This is a genomic window from Sulfitobacter sp. M85 (genome assembly GCF_029285915.1).
Lineage (GTDB): Bacteria > Pseudomonadota > Alphaproteobacteria > Rhodobacterales > Rhodobacteraceae > Sulfitobacter > Sulfitobacter faviae.
The window spans coordinates 112,063-125,232 of the sequence record NZ_JABECQ010000004.1 but is presented as its reverse complement, the minus strand read 5'-3'; the positions used below and the strand labels follow the sequence as shown (position 1 = coordinate 125,232).

The following is a 13,170-nucleotide window of genomic DNA, read 5'->3' as shown; positions in this document are numbered from 1 at the left end:
ATGTCAGACGAGGACAAGAGCAGTAAGACCGAAGAGCCGACGGAGAAAAAGCTCCGCGACGCGCGCAAGAAAGGCGACGTGCCTCAATCGCGCGAGACCGGCACGGCGATGTTGGTTTTCGCCCTGCTGATGATCCTGATCTTCGTGCTGCCCGCCTCGATCGACGGGATCGTGGCGGCGCTGCAAAGCCCCCTATTGGGGGCGGGTGTCACTGCCATCGGCACCGGCGGCACAGGCGTCGCCGAAGCGGGCCAGGTGCTGAAATCGCTGGGGTTCACGCTGGGTCTGGCGATGATGCCGGTGGTGGGGATCATGGTGCTGGCAGCCCTTTTCGGCGTGTTAATCCAAGGCGAGACTGTCGTCTCGGCCGAGCGGATCAAACCGAAGTTCTCCAAGCTGAACCCGCTGTCGGGGTTCAAACGGCTGTTCTCGGCCGAGGCTTTCGTGGAGTTTGCCAAGAATACGGCCAAGGTGCTGGTGATCGGTTTCATTACCGTCTGGGCCGTGCGCGACATCGCGCAGTCGCTGGGCCAGACGCAGGCTTTCATCCCCGAGACGCTGCTGCAAGCGACCCTGCAAAAGGTGCGCTGGATTTTTCTGGTCACGACCGTGCTTCTGGTGCCCATCGCCATCGCCGACATCATCTGGAAGCGGGCGCAGTGGAAAAAGAAACAGATGATGAGCCTCAAGGAAATCCGCGACGAGCATAAAGACAGTGAGGGTGATCCGCAGATCAAGGGCCGGCGCGCCGAATTGCGCCGCGCCCGGGCCCGCCAGCGCATCGCGCAGGCCATCCCCAATGCCAGCGTGATCCTGACCAACCCGACCCATTACGCCGTGGCGCTGAAATATGAACAGGGCGTCGATGATGTGCCGGTCTGCGTGGCCAAAGGGGCCGATGTCATGGCCCACCGCATCCGCGAGTTGGCCAAGGAACACGACATACCGATGATCGAGAACCGTCCGTTGGCCCGCGCGCTGCACGCGGCGGTGGAGGTGGACGACCGCATCCCGATGGAGCATTGGCAGGCCGTGGCCGAGATCATCGGCTTTGTCATGGACCTGCGCCGCAATGTGCGCCGCAAGCCCCCTGCCGGGTCGTCCATTCGTGAGGAGTGACCCCCGCCCCGCTTAGCGCAGGCGCAGCCCTTCGAGGTTGCGGTCGGCGGGGAGTTTGGAGCGTTCCAGCAGGATTTTCGTGATCAACCGCGCCCGGACAAGGCTGAACGAGCCCATGATCTGCGCGGCGTCCCGTTCGGGCATGGCACCGATGACCTGCACGGCGGTCTCCACGTCGATCTCATCCATGATGCCCGCCGCCACCTGCGGCTTCATGTTGCGGTAAAGTTCGACCAGTTTGGTCATGTCCTGATTGTTCGCCTCTTCGATCACCTTGAGCTGCGCGCCGATCTCGTCGCGCAGGCTGGCGAGGCGGGTTTGTTCGGCCTTGAGGCTCTGTTCGGCCAGCGCAAGCTTGGCTTCGCGGTCGGCAATCGTGTCGCGCTGCTCTTTCAGCAGCGCGCGCTCTTCGGCGATGGCTTCGGCGATCAGATGGCTTGGCTCGCACATACCGCTCTCGCCCGGGGCGCTGGCGTCATAGCTGGGCGGCGCGGGGGCGGCGGCAAGCTCAACAGGGACCGGGGGCGTGTCATCGGGGGTTTCGGCAATGGCCATCATCGGCATGAACTCAACCGTGAGCTTGAGCACGCCAGCCACGCCAAGGCCAAAAAGCGCGATCTTGGGCAGGGAAATACGGCTCATTCCTTACGCTCCTTGGTGATGTCGAAAAAGGTACGGACCAGTTCGGATTTGCCCTGTACCGCCGCTTGCCCCCGGACCTGCGCACGGCCCTTGAGCCGCGCGGCGCGCATCTGGGCCGGGCTTTGCCCTGTGGGGGCGGGTTCAGCCGCGGCTGCGCGGGGTGGCGTCGCCTCGCGCTGCACCGGCGGCTCTGGGCGTTGTACCTTGGTGCTGAGGTCGCGCAGGTCTTCGACCGATTTGGCCGATTGATCGACCGCATTGGAAAAGGCCCCGACCATCGGCTCCATCTCTTTCAGCGTTGCCATCAGGGCGCGAACGCGGCGGTCAAGGATAAAGGCATAGACCAGCGTGCCGACCAGCAGCACGATGATGAGGATATCAATCAAGGCCGGCATCATCGTCGCTGTCCTCCTGATTTTCCTTAGGGAGCAAGGATTGGATCACCCGCAGCGCTAAGGCGCCATTGCTGCGCTGGCCAAAGGCCGCTTGGAACATCGGCTGGGCGTTCACCATGCCGACCACGGGGGTATCGACGGTCATGCCCAGATCAATCACCTGACCGGGCTTCCATTCCAGCACCTCATGCAGCGGGATCGTCACCTGCTGCAGCACGCCGGTGATGGTGACCGTGGTGCTGGAGATCTGACTGTTCATATCCTTGCGCGCGTTGCTGTCGGTGGGCGAGCGTCCGCCAAGGAAGGGCTGCGCAAGCTGGGCGCTGACCTCATCCAGCGTGCCATAGGGCAAGACCAGCGCCATATGGCCGCTGCGGTCTTCGAATTGCATATGCAAGCGGACCAGCACCGTCGCGGTGCGCGGCGCGGCCAGCATGACCGAGCGGGGGTTGGATTCGAGCGATTGAATGTCGAATTGCACCGGGCTGACATCCTGCAGGCAATGCGCCAAACCTTTGAGCGACAATTCCGCCAGCCTGCGGCCCAGTTTCTGCTCAATCGCGGTCAAGCCGCGGGGTTTCCACTGCTGACTGGTGGCGCGACGGCCACCCAGCATGATCTCAAGCACCGAAAACAGCAGGTCAGGCTCGACCACGCAGGCGATCTGGCTGCCCCAGCTTTCCGCATTGGCAATGGCGATGAGCGAGGGCGACTGGATGCTCTCCATCGCGTCCTCATAGGGCATGTATTCCAGCGAGCTCAGCTCGATCTCGGGGGCGACGGTGCAATAGGATTTGAGGTCGGGCACAAGCGCCAACAGCAGACGGTCGATGATGATCTCAAGCGTGGGCAGGCGCTGGAAGCTTTCCCGCGCCTGACGGATCATCGTCTCTTCGAGGCTCAGCGCATCGGGGGAGGCCGCTATCGTCATTGCACCACCATATCGGCAATCAGGATTTCATGCGGCGCGTCGGTGTGCCCCACCGCCCGCGCCCGGCGCAGCAGTTCGGTCTTTAGCATCGCCAGCCCATAGCTGCCCGACAGATCGCTGACATGCAACTGGCGCAGGAAATCTTGGAAGCTGTCGCGCAGGTAAATCTCACGCGCGACCAGACGGTCCGCGCCCTCGGCGGTTTCATCATAGACCATCAGCATGTTGAGCTTGAGGAAGCGGCTGGTCTGCCCGCCCTGCGGGCCGGTGTCGGTGACGTTCACGATGATCTCAGGAAAAGGCATGACCGGCATTTTCACTTCGGTCTTGGGCTTTGCGCCGTGGCCGTCTTCGCCGCCCTTCTCGCCGTGATCGTTCTCAGCCGTCTCAACGGTCTCTTCGGCGGTTTCCTCACCCCCCAGCCCGGCCATTTCAAGCAACCCCGAAGGCCCGATGGCCAGCGTGACCCCACCCAGACCCGCAAGAAGGCAGAGCAAGACGACAGCAAGGATAGCGAGAGGCTTTTTCATTCTTTCACTCTTAATCGGATCCCGCGCGAAGCGCCACATACAAGAACAAATACATCTTCAAACAAGCTTTATTGCAACAGAAACCTGTTTATTTTTCGGATCGACCAAGTATAAATCGATATATGCTTGCATAGTGAGGGCCGAGTGGAGAATGCTCGGGCCATACAACCGAGTGAGGGGCCGTGAATCAGATCGTTGAAAACCTTAAGGATTTGGGTCCAAAGCGGCTGGCTCTTCTCGGCGGCATCGGTCTGGCGATCACCGCGGCCATCTTCATCGGCGCGCGGACCATCCTCGCCCCCACCTATGTCCCGGTTTACAGCCAGTTGAGCCCCGGCACCGCCTCGCAGATGATGCAGACGCTGGAACAGGCGGGGCTGACGGTCGATCTGTCGCGCAACGGCGACACCATCTCGGTCGCCGAGACCGACATCGCCCGCGCCCGCATGGCGTTGGCCGATGCAGGGCTGCCGGGCGAAGGCGTGCCGGGGTGGGAGATTTTCGACAATATGTCCGGCATGGGGATGAACTCCTTCATGCAAAAGGTGAACCGGCTGCGCGCGCTGGAAGGTGAGTTGGCCCGGTCGATCCAGACGATCAGCGGCATCAAGGCCGCGCGGGTGCATCTGGTGCTGCCCGAACGCGCCGCCTTTTCGCGCAGCCGGGCTGAGGCCAGCGGATCGGTCATCGTGCGGTCGCAGGCCAATACCAGCATGACCCGCCGTCAGGCGCAGGCGATCCAAGCGCTGGTGGCCTCCGCCGTGGCGGATTTGGAAGCGCAGAACGTGACCGTCCTCTCGGCCTCCGGCGAGACGATCCTGGCCAAGGATGAGGGCGGCAGCTCCGACTTCTCGCTGCAAGGGCAGCGCAGCATGATCGAAGAGCAACTGGCGCAAAAGGTTGAATCGATCCTCAACGCCCGCGTCGGGCCGGGCAATGCCCGCGTGCGGGTCAGCGTCGATCTGACGACCGAGCGCGAAGTGCGTGTTTCGCGCACATTCGACCCCGCCCAGCAGGTCGCCCGGTCGATTGAGACCCGCGTGCGCAACTCGAACGAGACCGACCCGGCGGCGGCCACGGTGGATGTGGCCAACAACATCCCCGATGAGCTGCGCGACGATGCGGGCGGGGCCGCAGGCCAGTCCACCCGCTCGGAAAACGATGAGATCATCAACTACGAGATCGGCTCGGTTCAGAGCGAATTGGTGCGCGAGCCGGGCGATATCGAGCGTATCTCGGTCGCGGTTCTGGTCAACGGCAGCTATGGCACCCTGCCCGATGGCTCCGAAGGCTATATCGAGCGCAGCTCCGAGGAGATGGCGCGTCTGACGCAGCTGGTCAGCACGGCCATCGGCTTTGATCAGGCCCGGGGCGATCAAGTGCAGGTCGACAGTCTGCAATTCCTCGATTTCGATTCCGAGTTCAGCAACCCCGCCAGCCGTGGCTTGGGCGCGGTGCTCGCGGACAACGCCATGACCATCCTGCGCTCGCTCTTTGCCTTGGCGCTGGTGGCGATCATCATGGTGCTGGGCGCGCGCCCCCTGCGCATGGTGCTGGACGCCACCCTGCCCCAGCCCGCACTGGCCGGTGCCGGAGCCGATGCGGCGCTGCTGGACGGCCCTGAGGAAGACAACGCGCCCAAGGCGCTGACCGGCGGCACCCAGAAAGAGACGCCGCAACACCGTCTGCCCACCCCGGCGGGGGCGCAGACCGGTGCGGTGCTTGGCCCAATGGATGAAATGCCCCGCGACATGGTGCATCTCGCCTCGGTCGAGGGGGCGGTTCAGCACAGCCAATTGCGCGCCGTGGCCGAACTGGCCGAGGACAACACCGATGACGCCCTGCGCGTTCTGGGCGAATGGCTGTCGGAAGGGGATGATCTGTGATCACGAGCCTCAAGCTTCAGAACTTCGACGAAGACGGCAAGAGCAAGCCGCAAGACCCGGCGCTGCCCACCCCCGAAGAGATCGAAGCGAAAATCAAGAAGGCCCATAAGCAGGGCCATATCGAAGGCTATCTGGCCGGGGCCGATGCTGGCCGGGCCGAGATGCACCAGACCATGCAGGCCGAACATGCCGCCATGGCCGAGAAGCTGGCGCAGGAACTGGGGCGGCTGGCACAGGCGATGCAGGCCCATCAAGAAGCGCTGATGGCGCAGATCGTGGGCTTTACCCTACAAACCTGCGAGATCGTCCTGCCCGAGGTGATCGAACGGCTCTCGACCGCGCGGGTGAAAAAGACCGTGACCCAATCGCTGAAAATGGCCATCGGGTCGAGCCATATCAAAGTGCGCCTGTCGCCCGCCACGCTGGATCAGATCGGCCCCGAGTTGCGGCAACGGGCGGTCTATTACAAATGCGACAGAATGCTGGACCTGCGGGCCGATCCCGAACTGCCCGATGGCGATGCGCGCATGGAATGGGACCACGGCAGCCTTGATTACGGGTTCAAAAAGATTTGCGACCGCCTGCTCGCCGAATTGCGCGACACCCATGCGCGGGCGCTGAAAGCACAAAAGGAGAAGGACGGAAATGGACAAGCCTGACCTGCAATCCCCCCAAGACGACAACAAGGCCACAGACGGCAAAGCGCCTGACGTCACGCCAGAGCAGCCGCGCGCCGATGCCTTTGGCAACGCCGCCAGCACGGGCGGCGATGATGCGGGCGTCTTCCCGCAGCTCGACACCGAAGACTCGCGCAACGCGCTGGCCCCCCGCCCCGAGGCGGGCGGCGCGGGCATCAACGCGATGCTGAACGTCGGCCTCGACGTGCAGATCGTGCTGGGCCAAGCCCGCATGCCGATCTCGCGCCTGCTGGAACTCACCCGCGGCTCTATCGTGGAGTTGAACCGCAAGATCGGTGCACCGGTGGACCTTATGGTCTCGGACCGTCTGGTGGCGCGCGGTGATCTCGTAAAGGTCGGCGAAGACCGGCTGGGCGTGTCCCTGACCCAGATCGTCAAGGACTATGTCCCTGACTGACCTCCCCTCTCTGCGCGCATATGCGTCAGGCCGCATGGGCCTTGCCCTGCTGGTGCTTCTCGCCAGCGGCGGCATGGCCGTGGCCCAAGATGGCGGATTTCTCAGCACGCTTTCGGATGTGATTGGCGACACCGCGCCGGGCAGTGATGAGAACGCCAACCTTTCAGGGCGGATCGTCCAGTTCATCGCGCTGGTCACCGTGCTCAGCATCGCGCCGGGGCTGTTGGTGGTGATGACCAGCTTCACGCGCTTTGTCATCGTCCTGTCGATGCTGCGCTCGGCCCTTGGCCTGAACCAGACCCCGCCCAATATCGTGCTGACCTCGCTGGCGCTCTTCATGACCTTCTTCGTCATGCAGCCGGTGTTCGAGGACGCCTATGAGGCCGGAGTCGAGCCGCTGTTGGAAAACGCCATCGCCGAGGAACAGGCGCTGGAGCGGATCGCCGCGCCCTTTAAGACCTTCATGTACGTCAACACGCGGCCCGAAGACTACGCCCTGTTCCTGCGCATCGCGCCCGCGGATGAAGAGGCCGAAGAAAGCCCCCTGCCCGCCTCGGCAGAAGAGGCCACCTTCCGCCATCTGGTGCCCGCCTTCATGATCTCGGAACTGCGCCGCGCCTTTACCATCGGTTTTCTGATCTACCTGCCCTTCGTCGCCATCGACCTTATCGTCGCCTCGGTTTTGATGAGCGCGGGGATGATGATGCTGCCCCCGGTACTCATCTCCTTGCCGTTCAAGGTGATCTTCTTTGTGCTGATCGACGGTTGGTACATGCTGGCGGGATCGCTGATTGAAAGCTATGTGCCGCTTGCCGGTGGCTGACCTGCACTGAAAGGATCTCTCCATGTCGACCAATGCCCTTTCCAAATCCCGCAGAAAGCCCATCACGGTGGAGGATCTGAACGGTCCGACCAAAGCCGCCATCACCTTTCTCTGCCTTGGCGAGCAGACTGGATCGGAACTCATGCAAAAGCTCGGCACTGCCGAGATCGAGCGTATCACCAGCGCCATGAGCCGCCTTGGCCCGATCCCGGCAGAGGTGGTGGAACATGTGCTCAAAGAGTTCACCCAGAAGGTCGTCAGCGGCACCGGATCGGTCGTGGGGTCGCTATCGACGGCGGAATCCATGCTGCGCAAATTCATGCCCGAAGAACAGGTGAGCAGCATCATGGAGGGGCTCAAGAACAGCGAGCGAGAGAGCGCCATGTGGCGTGGCTTTGGCGCGCTGGATGAGACGGTGATCGCCAATTACCTCAAGGGCGAGCATGACCAGACCGCCGCGGCGATCCTCAACAACGTAGACACCGGCGTGGCCGCCAAGGTGCTGCCGCTGCTCGGCCCTGAGCGGATGCAGGACATCGCCGAGCGCATGATCGCGATGGAGGCCGTGCCGCTGCATATGATGCAGCAGATCGAAGAGACCTTGAAGCAAGACATCCTGTCGAATGCGATGCACACCAATTCGGTCGAGACCCATCAGCGCATGGCGGACCTGTTCAACCAGTTGGATGTGCAGGCCTTTGAGGAGCTTTCCAGCGCGCTGGATGCGCGTATTCCCGATGCTTTCCAAGCCATCAAACAGCGCATGTTCGTCTTTGACGATCTGTTCAAACTGCCGATGCAGGACTTGGCGCAGGTCATGCGCGGGCTGGACGGGGCGACCCTGCCGATGGCCATGCGCGGCGCCAAGAAAGAGCAGCGCGATCACCTGATGGAATGCCTACCGCAACGCTCGCGTCAGATGCTGATGGACGAGATGGCCGCCACCGGCCCCGTGCGGGGTCGCGACGTGCGCGCGGCACAGGCCGCCATGGTGGAATATGCCAAGAGCCTTGCCGACGAAGGCGTGATCGAACTGCCCTCGGCCGCCGATGACGACGAATTCATCGAATAGGGTGGATCAGCGGTAGACGCTCGACGCGCTATAGCCGCCGGTGATCGTGGGGATGTCGATGGTCGCGGCCGTAAAGCTGCCGCCCTGCCCGATCGAGACAGCCCCCTGCATCAGCGAAAGCACCGCGTTCGATGACGAAGAGACGCCTTCGACCGCATCGTAAATCGCCGAGAACCGTGAGACGAGCTTGTCGACCTCGGCGGGGTCTTTCAGCTTTTCGATGTCAAACTTCTGCTCAAAAAGCGCGATCTGGCGGTCGAGATCGACTTGTATAGCTTCATCCGGCACACCAAGCGCACGGCGCATGAATTTTCCGAGGTCTTCGTCTTTCAACACGTCGAGCCAAGTGTTGATTTCAGAGGCTTTGGATTTGAACTCCAAGGCGATCCGGGCGCCTTCGTTGTCCTCTCCGGCCGCATTCAACACAAAGCGTTCCTTGAACCGGTCGATCATCTCCGCTTGCCAGTCGAGCTTATCAAGGTTCGCGCTACTCCCCCCTCCGGGCGTGAACCCCAAGGTCAGATACATGTCGCGAATCTTGGGATCGCTGAGGCGGTTCACCAGAGCGGAACTATCGGTGATATCGCTTTCCAGCGTCTTGCGGATCATCGCCTTGCCAAAGATCTGATCTTCGAGGTCGAAGGCCCGCATGACGAAAGTATAGACTTCCGTATCGGCAATCAGTTCCTGCGGGGAAGAGATGCTGCCGATACGTTCTTCAAAAGCGGCGATTTGCCGGGCGTTCAGGGCGTTGCTGGCGGCAAGGTCGAGCTGTTTGTCGCGCGTTGCGTCAAACAGCTTAACTGCCACCTGCGTGCCCATGCCGCCCAGCGAAATCATGCGTGCGCGGCCTCATGGTTAGGCGCCGGAGGCGCCGGGCGAAGCTGCATCAGCTCGGTCTCGTATTTGAGCACCGCGCGCAATTCGCTCATCGCTTTGTAAAAGTCCGATATAGAGACGAAGTTCGCCGCTTCCATGATGCGACTGCGCATTTCCGCGCCAAAGCAACAGGCCAGATCGGCCAAGCCCTGCTGGATCATCGGGAGAATTTGATCGCGTGTATCGGGACGGATCAGCGCCGTTTGCACCAAGAAATAGACCTTGGAAACAGGCGTGGATTCCGCATCCGGCTTCAACAGATCGGATTCGCGCACGATGTCGGCGCGGTTCTCGACTGTCAGCGCTTGGCGGCGGTCGCCGTTGCGGATGACGCAGCCGTTCACGACGACACGTTCACGGGGGCGAAGGGTGAGTTTCAGCATCTTACACCTCCTGCATCTGCGGCGCGGCCTGCCCGGCCAGACCGGCGGCGATATTGCCATTGATCTCAACCAGACCGGCCAAACGACCTTCGCCTGCCATCAGCGCGGTGCTGTGACGGTCCACCCAAAGCGCGATGGAAATGAGCGAGGCTTTCAGCCCGTCGGGCATCTTGTTTTCCGGCTCAGACAGGTCAAAGCGCAGGGCCGACCAGAACCGTTGATTTTCGTAAATTGCGTCGCGCAGACCGGAGGCGAGGATGTTCAACCGCTCGCTCTTATCGTCTGTCGCATCAAAGCCTTGGCCCTTTTCGGCAAGGTCATGTGTGACGCGGCTCAGGATGCGGCGCTCGATCTGCCGCGGGGTTTCGCTTTCGCGAATTGTTCGTTTGTATGCTGCCAGCCCCATAGGAATTCTTCCTTGTTTTTATCGTTTGCTGCCTGCCAACCGCAAATTCTGAGGCGGTTGGATCGGGGCCAGAGCGCTAGGCTCCGGCCCCGAAAACCCTAATCCTTAACGGAACAGGCTCAGGATGTTCTGCGGCGCCTGGTTGGCGATCGACAGGGACTGCGATGCCAGCTGCTGCTGAACCTGAAGCGCCTGAAGACGGGCAGCTTCTTCTTCCATGTTCGCGTCGACCATCGCGCCAACGCCGGAGTCGAGGTTGTCGGAGAGCTTGGTCAGGAACTCTTGCTGGTTCTCGATGGATTTTTCAACTAGGCCAAGGTTAGTCTCCGCGCTTACTGCCTGCGCAACATTCGTGTCTGCAACAGCCAGTGCGGCACTCAAGAAGTCTGCACCGTCAGTGCCTAGTGCATTAGCGGAAAACTCGTTCGCGATCGCTTCAAATTGGAGCATGGAAGAATTGAGGTCAGCCCCTTCGATGCTAATCGAAGTCGTTGCGAACGTACCCGAAGATCGGGTAACACCCGTAACAACCTCGCGGCTCGCGGCTTGAGAGCCAAGTGCCGGCATGTCCGCAACTGCCGCATCCCCCGCGTCAATAGCGGCGGTAGCAGTTTTCTTCGCATATGCAATTCCGTCAGTGGCGTCGTATTTCGCATAAACATGCTCAGTCGCTGCAATGCCTGCGGGCCCACCGGCTCCTGCAGCGTTCACGAGATCGTCGCCATTAAAGGTCGATTGAGAAATCGTAGTTTTCATTTCAGAAACGAGGTTCTTCAATTCCTCTTGAATCTTATCAGAACCGCCCGGGTTGTTCTGAGCGAACGCTACCTTCTCTCGGAAACTTGTAGCCAGATCGCTAAACTGCTCAGCACCAACACGTGCGGTCGCTGCAGAGTTCTTCGTCAATGTAAGGCTTTCGTTGACCGCCTTAGTCATTCCACTGTCGCCCTTCATCGTCTCAGAGATCGCGAAGTACGAAGCGTTATCTTTGCCTGAGGAAACTTTCAGCCCGGTTGAGATACGGTCCTGCGTTTGGTTAAGATTTGAGTTGACACTCCGCAGAGTTGCGAGAGCATTCATTGCGGAGTTGTTTGTGTTGATCGAAGACATGTTCTTATTCCAGACTATTCTAGTTCGTTATGTCGTCTTTCTGACAACTGCGGGGCGAACCCGCTTGATTACGTTTTTACGCGAAAAACTGGCAACATTGAGGCAATTCAGAAACTTTTGTCCACGGTTGTCATCAGTGTTGCGCGGTTGTCACGTTTTGCACCGCTTCGGCCGTAAATGCCTGCAATGCTGTGTTTTTCCCGGATTTGGGAAACCTGTGAGATCATCTCTGACGTGGCTTGGCGGGCCAATTGCAGGTGGTGATGATCGCGCGCGATCAGATCTTTCAGATCGCGCAATTTATCTTTGCTGACCGCCTCGGGATCGTGGCTGAGTTGCTCTTCCAAAACGGCGGTGAGGCGGGCCTTTTCGCTGGCGAATTCGACCAGCTGGTTGAATGCTCCGCCCTCGACCGCGGCGATTTCGCGGCGCAGCAGATTGCCCAAGGCATCCACGGCGGCGAGTGCTTTGCGCGGATCGCTCATCGGTTGGCCCCCGTTTGATAGCGCTGCATCGCGGTTTCAATCGTGCGGGCGATTCCGGTGCTGTTCTGCTCGGCAATGCTTTCGCCGATCGCGTTGGACAAAAAGCTGCGCCAAGTTTCTTCAGCGTGTCCCCCGCCGAAACTGCCGATGTCCACGGTCGAGAGCATTTCATCGACCATCTGGCCAAGGAACATGGCCTCGAACTCCTGCGCCTTTTCGGCGGTGACGGCATCGGCCTGCGGTGCTGCCGGTTTGGCCGCCGGGGTCGGCGCGGGGATCGGGAAAGATGCGAATTCCATGGCCTGCCCCTAGATGATCTCAAGGTCGGCATGCAGAGCGCCCGCCGCCTTGATGGCTTGAAGGATTGAAATCGTCTCGGTCGCGCCGACGCCGATCGCGTTCAACCCGTCGACGAGCCGTTGCAGGCTGACCGACCCGTCGATGACGGCGAATTTCGCGTCCTTCTCTTCGACGCCGACCGAAGAGTTCGGCACCACCACAGTGGTCCCACCGATGGACAGCGATTCGGGCTGGCTGACGTTGAAATCATCGCGGACGGTGACGGTCAGCCCGCCTTGGCTGACCGCGACGCGGTCGATGCGGACATTGGCGCCGATGACGATGGTGCCAGAACGCGCGTCGATCACCACTTTGGCGACCTGATCGGGCTGGACTTGCAGCGGTTCGATCAGGGCCATCGTCTCCATCAGCGATCCTTTGCCATAGGCCGACACGGTGATGGTGCGCGAATCGATGGCCTTGGCGACCGGGCCCATGGCTTGGTTGATCGCGGCTTCGACCCGCTGTGCGGTGACGAAATCGGCGTTGCGCAGGGCCAGTTTGATGCTGTTCATCTCGCTAAAGTCGAAATCGACCTCACGTTCGACGATGGCGCCATTGTCGATCCGCGCGCCTGTCGGCACGCCTTCGACGATGGAGGCGTTCAGCCCCTGTGCGGCGAAACCGGCGACGGCAATCGGGCCTTGGGCCACAGCGTAAATCTCACCATCGGCCGCGGTCAGCGGAGTGACGATCAGCGTGCCGCCGCGCAGCGATGACGCATCACCCAGCGAAGAGACCACCACGTCGATGGTGCTACCGGCCCGCGCGAAGGGCGGCAGGGAGGCGGTGACCATGACTGCGGCGGTATTGGCCGTGCGCATCTGGTCTTCGGTCAGGTTGCCGATGCCGAGCCGCTCTAGCATGCCTTCGATAGCGCGTTCGGTGAAAGGCGCGTTGCGCAGGCTGTCGCCCGTGCCGTTCAGCCCCACGACCAGCCCGTAGCCGACCAATTGGTTCGACCGCACGCCTTCGACGGTGACGATATCCTTGATCCGCACCTGTGCTGCCGCCGGCGCGGCGAGCGCGAAGGTGAGGCCGATCAGCAAGAGTTTAAACAAGGCGTTCATGGGGC

Annotated in this window: 17 protein-coding genes; 6 read left to right on the top strand and 11 right to left on the bottom strand. The window is 61.4% G+C overall.

What is annotated here, in order from left to right:
* Window positions 1–1,119: a flagellar biosynthesis protein FlhB gene (flhB, locus tag HKX24_RS09185; RefSeq protein ID WP_271692031.1), complete on the top strand. Its 1,119-nt coding sequence runs from the start codon at window positions 1–3 to the stop codon at window positions 1,117–1,119.
* A gap of 12 nt (window positions 1,120–1,131) precedes the next feature.
* Here flhB and HKX24_RS09180 read toward each other — a convergent pair whose 3' ends face one another.
* The 4 genes from HKX24_RS09180 to HKX24_RS09165 are packed head-to-tail and all read right to left on the bottom strand — an operon-like array spanning window position 1,132 to window position 3,617.
* Window positions 1,132–1,761 (bottom strand): hypothetical protein, encoded by a 630-nt coding sequence (locus HKX24_RS09180; protein WP_067261044.1) that lies wholly within the window; start codon window positions 1,759–1,761, stop codon window positions 1,132–1,134.
* Window positions 1,758–2,159, bottom strand: a complete 402-nt coding sequence (locus tag HKX24_RS09175) for a flagellar motor switch protein (protein ID WP_271689292.1) — start codon at window positions 2,157–2,159, stop codon at window positions 1,758–1,760. Before HKX24_RS09175 ends, HKX24_RS09180 begins: the two co-directional genes overlap by 4 nt.
* Window positions 2,140–3,087: a FliM/FliN family flagellar motor switch protein gene (locus HKX24_RS09170; RefSeq protein WP_067261046.1), complete on the bottom strand. Its 948-nt coding sequence runs from the start codon at window positions 3,085–3,087 to the stop codon at window positions 2,140–2,142. Before HKX24_RS09170 ends, HKX24_RS09175 begins: the two co-directional genes overlap by 20 nt.
* A complete protein-coding gene (locus HKX24_RS09165; RefSeq protein WP_271692032.1) occupies window positions 3,084–3,617 on the bottom strand; it encodes a flagellar basal body-associated FliL family protein in 534 nt (177 codons plus the stop codon). Before HKX24_RS09165 ends, HKX24_RS09170 begins: the two co-directional genes overlap by 4 nt.
* 182 nt (window positions 3,618–3,799) lie before the next feature.
* Between HKX24_RS09165 and fliF the strand changes: the two genes are divergently transcribed.
* From fliF to HKX24_RS09140, 5 genes are read left to right on the top strand one after another with little or no spacing between them, the layout of a single operon-like run.
* Window positions 3,800–5,503 carry a flagellar basal-body MS-ring/collar protein FliF gene (fliF, locus tag HKX24_RS09160; protein ID WP_271692033.1) on the top strand — a complete coding sequence of 568 codons (1,704 nt, stop codon included), beginning with the start codon at window positions 3,800–3,802 and terminating at the stop codon, window positions 5,501–5,503.
* Complete coding sequence (locus tag HKX24_RS09155; protein WP_276153930.1) at window positions 5,500–6,162, top strand: FliH/SctL family protein; 663 nt, start codon at window positions 5,500–5,502, stop codon at window positions 6,160–6,162. Before fliF ends, HKX24_RS09155 begins: the two co-directional genes overlap by 4 nt.
* Entirely contained in the window at window positions 6,149–6,598 is a 450-nt protein-coding gene (locus tag HKX24_RS09150; protein ID WP_271692036.1) for a FliM/FliN family flagellar motor switch protein, read from the top strand. Before HKX24_RS09155 ends, HKX24_RS09150 begins: the two co-directional genes overlap by 14 nt.
* Complete coding sequence (gene fliP, locus HKX24_RS09145) at window positions 6,585–7,421, top strand: flagellar type III secretion system pore protein FliP (protein WP_271692038.1); 837 nt, start codon at window positions 6,585–6,587, stop codon at window positions 7,419–7,421. The genes HKX24_RS09150 and fliP overlap by 14 nt, the downstream gene beginning before the upstream one ends.
* A gap of 22 nt (window positions 7,422–7,443) precedes the next feature.
* Complete coding sequence (locus HKX24_RS09140) at window positions 7,444–8,493, top strand: flagellar motor switch protein FliG (protein ID WP_271692040.1); 1,050 nt, start codon at window positions 7,444–7,446, stop codon at window positions 8,491–8,493.
* 6 nt (window positions 8,494–8,499) lie between these two features.
* On the opposite strand, the gene HKX24_RS09135 is transcribed toward HKX24_RS09140, so the two are convergent.
* The 7 genes from HKX24_RS09135 to HKX24_RS09105 all read right to left on the bottom strand — a co-directional run bounded on the left by HKX24_RS09135 (window position 8,500) and on the right by HKX24_RS09105 (window position 13,165).
* Window positions 8,500–9,333, bottom strand: coding sequence for a DUF1217 domain-containing protein (locus HKX24_RS09135; RefSeq protein WP_271692042.1), 834 nt, complete (start codon window positions 9,331–9,333; stop codon window positions 8,500–8,502).
* Window positions 9,330–9,755, bottom strand: coding sequence for a flagellar biosynthesis repressor FlbT (locus HKX24_RS09130; protein WP_271692044.1), 426 nt, complete (start codon window positions 9,753–9,755; stop codon window positions 9,330–9,332). The genes HKX24_RS09135 and HKX24_RS09130 overlap by 4 nt, the downstream gene beginning before the upstream one ends.
* A 1-nt stretch (window position 9,756) precedes the next feature.
* Window positions 9,757–10,161, bottom strand: coding sequence for a flagellar biosynthesis regulator FlaF (gene flaF, locus HKX24_RS09125; protein WP_067262368.1), 405 nt, complete (start codon window positions 10,159–10,161; stop codon window positions 9,757–9,759).
* 105 nt (window positions 10,162–10,266) lie between these two features.
* The gene (locus HKX24_RS09120) at window positions 10,267–11,271 is read right to left on the bottom strand and encodes a flagellin (protein WP_271692046.1); all 1,005 of its coding nucleotides are present in this window, start codon (window positions 11,269–11,271) and stop codon (window positions 10,267–10,269) included.
* A gap of 107 nt (window positions 11,272–11,378) precedes the next feature.
* The gene (locus tag HKX24_RS09115; protein ID WP_209217508.1) at window positions 11,379–11,756 is read right to left on the bottom strand and encodes a hypothetical protein; all 378 of its coding nucleotides are present in this window, start codon (window positions 11,754–11,756) and stop codon (window positions 11,379–11,381) included.
* Window positions 11,753–12,055, bottom strand: a complete 303-nt coding sequence (locus HKX24_RS09110; protein WP_067262376.1) for a rod-binding protein — start codon at window positions 12,053–12,055, stop codon at window positions 11,753–11,755. Before HKX24_RS09110 ends, HKX24_RS09115 begins: the two co-directional genes overlap by 4 nt.
* 9 nt (window positions 12,056–12,064) lie before the next feature.
* Entirely contained in the window at window positions 12,065–13,165 is a 1,101-nt protein-coding gene (locus HKX24_RS09105; protein WP_168612836.1) for a flagellar basal body P-ring protein FlgI, read from the bottom strand.
* Window positions 13,166–13,170 lie beyond the last annotated feature (5 nt).

What these genes read in the sequence shown, in the direction of transcription:
- flhB (WP_271692031.1), top strand. Translation starts at nt 1, where the DNA reads ATGTCAGACGAGGACAAGAGCAGTAAGACCGAAGAGCCGACGGAGAAA.
- HKX24_RS09180 (WP_067261044.1), bottom strand. Translation starts at nt 1,761, where the DNA reads ATGAGCCGTATTTCCCTGCCCAAGATCGCGCTTTTTGGCCTTGGCGTG.
- HKX24_RS09175 (WP_271689292.1), bottom strand. Translation starts at nt 2,159, where the DNA reads ATGATGCCGGCCTTGATTGATATCCTCATCATCGTGCTGCTGGTCGGC.
- HKX24_RS09170 (WP_067261046.1), bottom strand. Translation starts at nt 3,087, where the DNA reads ATGACGATAGCGGCCTCCCCCGATGCGCTGAGCCTCGAAGAGACGATG.
- HKX24_RS09165 (WP_271692032.1), bottom strand. Translation starts at nt 3,617, where the DNA reads ATGAAAAAGCCTCTCGCTATCCTTGCTGTCGTCTTGCTCTGCCTTCTT.
- HKX24_RS09150 (WP_271692036.1), top strand. Translation starts at nt 6,149, where the DNA reads ATGGACAAGCCTGACCTGCAATCCCCCCAAGACGACAACAAGGCCACA.
- fliP (WP_271692038.1), top strand. Translation starts at nt 6,585, where the DNA reads ATGTCCCTGACTGACCTCCCCTCTCTGCGCGCATATGCGTCAGGCCGC.
- HKX24_RS09140 (WP_271692040.1), top strand. Translation starts at nt 7,444, where the DNA reads ATGTCGACCAATGCCCTTTCCAAATCCCGCAGAAAGCCCATCACGGTG.
- HKX24_RS09135 (WP_271692042.1), bottom strand. Translation starts at nt 9,333, where the DNA reads ATGATTTCGCTGGGCGGCATGGGCACGCAGGTGGCAGTTAAGCTGTTT.
- HKX24_RS09130 (WP_271692044.1), bottom strand. Translation starts at nt 9,755, where the DNA reads ATGCTGAAACTCACCCTTCGCCCCCGTGAACGTGTCGTCGTGAACGGC.
- flaF (WP_067262368.1), bottom strand. Translation starts at nt 10,161, where the DNA reads ATGGGGCTGGCAGCATACAAACGAACAATTCGCGAAAGCGAAACCCCG.
- HKX24_RS09120 (WP_271692046.1), bottom strand. Translation starts at nt 11,271, where the DNA reads ATGTCTTCGATCAACACAAACAACTCCGCAATGAATGCTCTCGCAACT.
- HKX24_RS09115 (WP_209217508.1), bottom strand. Translation starts at nt 11,756, where the DNA reads ATGAGCGATCCGCGCAAAGCACTCGCCGCCGTGGATGCCTTGGGCAAT.
- HKX24_RS09110 (WP_067262376.1), bottom strand. Translation starts at nt 12,055, where the DNA reads ATGGAATTCGCATCTTTCCCGATCCCCGCGCCGACCCCGGCGGCCAAA.
- HKX24_RS09105 (WP_168612836.1), bottom strand. Translation starts at nt 13,165, where the DNA reads ATGAACGCCTTGTTTAAACTCTTGCTGATCGGCCTCACCTTCGCGCTC.